Source organism: Bacillus cereus group sp. TH152-1LC (assembly GCF_027710505.1).
GTDB lineage: Bacteria > Bacillota > Bacilli > Bacillales > Bacillaceae_G > Bacillus_A > Bacillus_A mobilis.
Map to the genome: position 1 here is coordinate 133,252 of NZ_JAQFNK010000015.1, position 6,213 is coordinate 139,464.

The window sequence follows — 6,213 nt, forward strand, 5'->3', positions numbered from 1 at the left end:
TCCCTTACGATTCTACAATTCTTCCACAATTATATTGTGGTTTGTATAAACACAAATATCGCCAGCAATGTCTAAACTCGCTTTCGCAATTTGCTTCGCTGTTAAATGTTCACTTGCATATTGCTTTAAAGCACGACCTGCAGAAAGCGCATAATTCCCGCCAGATCCAATCGCTAAAATACCATCATCCGGTTCGATTACTTCTCCTGTACCTGAAACAAGAAGCATAGTTGTTTTATCCATGACAATGAGCATCGCTTCTAGTTGACGTAACATTTTGTCGCCACGCCATTGTTTTGCCATCTCAACTGCAGCACGCTGCAAGTTCCCATTGTACTCTTCTAATTTCCCTTCAAACATTTCAAAAAGAGTAAATGCGTCAGCAACGGAACCTGCAAAACCAGCTAAAACTTTCCCTTGGAAAAGTTTACGGACTTTACGAGCTGTATGTTTCATTACAACTGCATTTCCCATCGTCACCTGGCCATCTCCAGCCATTGCACATTCTCCATTATGATGAACTGCAAATATCGTTGTAGCGTGGAAATTTCCCATAGAAAAAACTCCTTTATATGTTTTTATAGCTTTAAAAGCAATTTATGCCCGTGGGTGATGCTTCATGTAGACCGAACGCAATCTTTCTTTAGAGACATGCGTATAAATTTGTGTCGTCGACAAATTCTCATGACCGAGTAGCTCCTGTACAGTACGTAAATCTGCCCCTTCATCTAACATGTGTGTAGCAAATGTATGCCTTAACATATGGGGACTTATCCGCATTGTCAGCGAAGCTTTCTTAATGAGTTCGTTTAATACATAGCGTACCCCTCGACTTGTTAGCGGCGTGCCTTTCGCATTTAAAAATACCATATGAGAGTGTTCTTCAGTTTTGTGAGCTAACTGTTTTCTCCCGTTCTCTATATAAGTAATTAAAGCATCTTGCGCATAGCTTCCGAACGGAATATACCTTTGTTTTTTTCCTTTTCCCATTACTAAAATTGTTCCCACCGCGAAGTCAATATCGGTAAGTTGTAAATTGACACATTCACTCACACGGATTCCAGTCGCATACATCAATTCTAATAAAGCTTGATTCCTTTGACCTAGCGGTGTTTCCGTATCAGAAACTTCAAATAATTCCTCTAATTCTTCAGCATATAAAAACTTTGGGATTGACAATTCTTTTTTGGGGAGTGACGCAAGTGCAAACGGATTATCTTTCCGATAACCTTCACGCATCAAAAAACGATATAAACTTCGTAAACTTGATACTTTTCTTGCGACAGATTTACGGGCTAACTTTTCATCGTGCAACGTCGTTAAGTACAAACGAACATCCGCGTATGTAACATCTAAAAAAGAGGATATGCCTTCTCGCTCCATAAATTGCACAAAATGTTCTAAATCATTTTGATAACTTGCAATTGTATATTTTGAATAATTTCTTTCAATTTGTAAATATCCAACGAATAATTGTAACAATTTCTTCACATTCACACAATTCACCTCAATAAAGGCTACTAAATCGTATCACAACTTAGTAGCCTTTGCAAGAAATTTAACTAAATATTTACAAAATTTTGAATTGTTTCTAAAGCGCGTGTTGCATAGGCTTCATTTCGTTCTGCTTTTTTCTTAATTTTCTTCTCTAACGGTGCAAACAGACCGAAGTTTGCATTCATTGGTTGGAAGTTTTTTGCATTTGTCGCAGTAATATAATTCGCCATACTTCCCATTGCAGTTACAGATGGTAATACAACTGGCTCTTCACCTTTCACAAGTCGAGCAGCGTTAATACCTGCTAGTAATCCTGATGCTGCCGATTCAACATATCCCTCTACTCCAGTCATTTGACCAGCGAAGAATAAATCATCACGTTGTTTATATTGATATGTTGGACGAAGTAAGTTAGGTGAATTAATAAACGTATTACGATGCATTACACCATAACGTACAATCTCTGCGTTTTCCAGTCCTGGAATCAACTGTAACACTTCTTTTTGTGGTCCCCACTTTAAATGCGTTTGGAAACCTACGATATTGTATAACGTTCCTGCTGCATCATCTTGACGTAATTGAACAACAGCATAAGGCGTTTTCCCTGTTTTCGGATCTTCTAATCCAACAGGTTTCATCGGTCCAAATACTAGCGTCTGTCTTCCTCTACTTGCCATAACTTCTACTGGCATACAACCCTCAAAGAAAATTTCTTTTTCAAATTCTTTTAAAGGTACTGTTTCAGCAGCAATTAAAGCCTCGTAAAAACGGTCAAATTCCTCTTCCGTCATTGGGCAGTTTAAATATGCAGCTTCGCCTTTATCGTAACGAGACTTTAAATATACTTTATTCATATCAATGCTGTCTTTCTCAACAATCGGCGCTGCAGCATCATAGAAATAAAAATAATCTTCACCTGTTAATTCTTTTAATTGTGCAGCAAGATCAGGAGACGTAAGTGGACCTGTCGCGATAACAGTAGGCCCTTCTGGAATTTCAGTAATTTCTTCATTCATCACAGTTACGTTCGGATGGTTTTTCACATACTCCGTTACCTTTGCTGCAAATTCATGACGATCTACAGCTAAAGCCCCTCCTGCTGGTACAGAGCACTCATCAGCTGCACGAATAATAACAGAGTCCATTAGACGCATTTCTTCTTTAATAACACCAACAGCGTTTGTTAATGTGTTTGCGCGAAGCGAGTTACTGCATACTAACTCTGCAAATTTATCTGTGTGATGAGCTGGCGTTTGCCTTACTGGTCTCATTTCATATAATTTTACTTGGACACCACGTTTTGCAATTTGGTAAGCTGCTTCACTTCCTGCAAGACCTGCGCCAATGACGTTTACTACTTGTGTTGTCATATTAATCACCTTTCCTTTTCTTCCCGAAAAAAATGTGAGCAGTTACGCTCACATTTGTTGTTCTTCTTCATAATCACACGAAATACATTGTACTTGCACGCCTTTTTTCAACTTCTTCTCTACAAGCATACCTTCGCACTTCGGACATTTACGACCAATTGGTTTATCCCAAGATACAAAGTCACACTCTGGATACGTACCGCATCCATAGAAAAGACGTTTCTTTTTATTACTACGGCGTTCAATAATTTGACCTTTATCACACTTCGGACAAGTAACACCGATTTCTTTCACAATCGGTTTTGTATTACGACAATCTGGGAAATTCGAACAAGCCATAAATTTCCCGTATTTACCCATTTTAAAGACCATTGGGTGATCACACAATTCACAGTCTTCCCCAGCTGGTTCATCTTTAATTTCCACTTCACGCATTTCTTTCTCCGCTTTTTCTAAACGCGGTTCAAAGCCTACGTAGAAATCATCAACAATTTTTACCCAATTCGCATTTCCTTCTTCTACTTCATCAAGACTTTGCTCCATATTAGCAGTAAATTCAATGTTAATAATTTCTGGGAAAAACTCTAAAATAAGTTCAATTACTATTTCACCAAGTTCAGTTGGAACGAAGCGTTTATTATCCAAACCTACGTATCCACGTTTTTGAATCGTTTCAAGTGTCGGTACGTAAGTCGACGGTCTTCCAATTCCAAGCTCTTCAAGTGTTCTTACTAGACGAGCCTCTGTATATCGCGGCGGAGGTTGTGTAAAGTGTTGCTTCGGTTCTAAATCCTTCGAAAATACCGTTTCCCCTACTTCTAAAGGTGGCAACATTTTATCCTTTTCTTCAGCCCCGTCATCTTTCGACTCTACATACACTTTCATAAATCCTGGAAACTTTACAACCGATCCACTTACACGGAACTGAACATTGTTATTAATGAGTCTAGCTGTCACAGTATCCATTATAGCAGACGCCATTTGACTTGCAACAAATCGCTCCCAAATCAGTTTATACAACCGAAGTTGATCACGACTCAAGAAACTCTTAAGTTCCTCTGGCCTTCTCATTACCGAAGTAGGACGAATTGCCTCATGCGCATCTTGTGCGTTCGACTTTTTCGTTTCTTTCTTCTTTTCTGTTCCTATGTATTCCGCACCAAACGCCTCAGTAATGTAAGTACGTGCCTCTGTTTGAGCTGTTTCTGAGATACGTGTTGAGTCAGTTCTCATATACGTAATAAGACCTACAGTCCCTTGCTTTCCAAGATCTATCCCTTCATACAATTGCTGCGCGAGCATCATTGTTTTCTTTGCTCGCATGTTTAACTTACGCGCTGCCTCTTGTTGTAAGGAAGATGTTGTAAACGGTAATGCAGGATTACGTTTTCGCTCTTTTCGCGTTACATTTTCAACTGAAAACGCATTATCTTTCATCTGTTCAATTATTTCATTCACTTGCGTTTCATTCGTTAATTGAACTTTTTCACCATCTACACCGTAAAAGCTTGCTTCAAATGTGTCTTTCCCCTTCACAAATTCTGTCTTAATTGTCCAGAATTCTTCAGGCTCAAAGATTTGAATTTCTTTTTCACGTTCGATAATTAAACGAACTGCTACAGATTGTACGCGTCCTGCACTTAATCCTTTTTTTACTTTCTTCCATAATAAAGGACTAATATTGTAACCTACAAGACGATCTAGTATACGTCTTGCTTGTTGTGCATCTACTAAATCCATATTAATCGCACGAGGATGTTTAAATGATTCTTTTATTGCGTCTTTTGTAATCTCATTAAACACAACTCGGCAATCTGATTCAACGTCCACATTTAACGTATTGGCTAAATGCCAAGCAATCGCTTCCCCTTCGCGGTCTGGATCGGCCGCGAGATAGACTTTCTTTGCTTTTTTGGCCGCTGATTTTAAATCTTTTAAGACGGGACCTTTACCACGAATGGTAATATACTTCGGGGTGAAGTTGTTCTTTACTTCTATCCCCATTTGACTTTTAGGTAAATCGCGAACGTGTCCCATAGACGCGACAACTTTGTATTTTTTCCCTAAATATTTCTCAATGGTCTTCGCCTTAGAAGGCGACTCCACGATTACGAGGTAATCTGACATGCTAGTGCCTCCTTAAGAGGTGGATTCAAGTCTTCATCAATCTTATTGATTTCTCTTGTTTTTGTCAATCAAGAATGAATATACCATACAGTGCCTTTCTACCATTTGTCAATAATTGTTTAATAAAAACATGAAAATATAAGGTTAATTTAAAATCTCTTCCAAAATATCTTCTGCATTTCTTACTAGTTTTGCTCCTTGTTGAATTAGATGATTCGTTCCTGATGCACTATCTATAAATATAGGTCCAGGAAGTGCAAATACCTCTCTATTTTGCTCTAAAGCAAGGTCCGCAGTAATAAGTGTTCCACTTCTTGATTTCGCTTCTACAACTAAAACACCCTTACTTATACCACTAATGATTCGGTTCCTTTTTGGAAAATACCATTTTTTCGGTGCATAGTGCGGCGGATACTCTGTTAATAACAATATATATTCATTCCATGTTTCATATAAATGTCTATTCTCTTTTGGATACATATACGATAATCCATGTCCTAGTATTGCAATAGTCGGACAATGCCGTCTTACTGTAATTTCATGAGCCATTGTATCTATCCCTCTTGCAAACCCACTGACAATAAGCCATTCTCTTTCTAATAATGGGTGTAAAATAAATTGTAAACTCTCATGTCCATATAAAGTCGGTTCTCTCGTTCCAATAACCGCTAATTTATTCGCCTTATTGAGAAAATCCTTCTCACCTTTTCCATATAACACAAAGGGCGGATCTTGTATTTCACGTAATAATTGTGGATAATCTTCATCACAGATAGTCATATAAAAGATTCGATTTTTCTCTAAATAAGATATATATTGCAAGAGATTTGAACTTTGAAGAAAACGTACTAATTCTGAAGATTTTTTCGAGGATATTCCAGTGTAGTATTCCATTTGTGTTGCATTAAAAGTGTATATTCCCTTCAATTCAGGATCGACATATAGTAGTCTTTCCATCGCCTTCCAATGATCTGCTAAAAAATAATGAAGATGTAATAATCGTTCTCTCTTCATCTTAATCCTCCTTACCCATAATTTTTATTATGTAAACAAGAATTACGTAAAAAAACACCTTCAAGCAAGAAGGTGTCTTTCAACAGATTAGTAGTTTTTACAAGTCTCAAATAGACCTTTTTCTTTTAAGAACCTGTTTAAAATCTTTTCAATAAAATTGCCACACCTGCCAATAAGCAACTCTGTCTACTATTTTCAAGCGTTC

5 protein-coding genes are annotated in these 6,213 nt (G+C 37.7%); all 5 read right to left on the reverse strand.

Going from position 1 to position 6,213, the window contains the following annotated elements:
• Positions 1–12: 12 nt before the first annotated feature.
• Entirely contained in the window at positions 13–555 is a 543-nt protein-coding gene (gene hslV, locus PDL00_RS25295; RefSeq protein ID WP_000526271.1) for an ATP-dependent protease proteolytic subunit HslV, read from the reverse strand.
• A 42-nt stretch (positions 556–597) separates the two neighbouring features.
• Positions 598–1,497 (reverse strand): tyrosine recombinase XerC, encoded by a 900-nt coding sequence (gene xerC / locus PDL00_RS25300; protein ID WP_001101238.1) that lies wholly within the window; start codon positions 1,495–1,497, stop codon positions 598–600.
• Positions 1,498–1,562: 65 nt separating this feature from the next.
• On the reverse strand, positions 1,563–2,867 hold the full coding sequence (gene trmFO, locus PDL00_RS25305; protein ID WP_000211998.1) for an FADH(2)-oxidizing methylenetetrahydrofolate--tRNA-(uracil(54)-C(5))-methyltransferase TrmFO: 1,305 nt from the start codon (positions 2,865–2,867) through the stop codon (positions 1,563–1,565).
• Positions 2,868–2,915: 48 nt separating this feature from the next.
• Positions 2,916–4,994: a type I DNA topoisomerase gene (topA, locus tag PDL00_RS25310; protein ID WP_270731914.1), complete on the reverse strand. Its 2,079-nt coding sequence runs from the start codon at positions 4,992–4,994 to the stop codon at positions 2,916–2,918.
• A gap of 144 nt (positions 4,995–5,138) precedes the next feature.
• Positions 5,139–6,008 (reverse strand): DNA-processing protein DprA, encoded by an 870-nt coding sequence (gene dprA / locus PDL00_RS25315; protein ID WP_242250667.1) that lies wholly within the window; start codon positions 6,006–6,008, stop codon positions 5,139–5,141.
• Between the last annotated feature and the right edge of the window lie 205 nt (positions 6,009–6,213).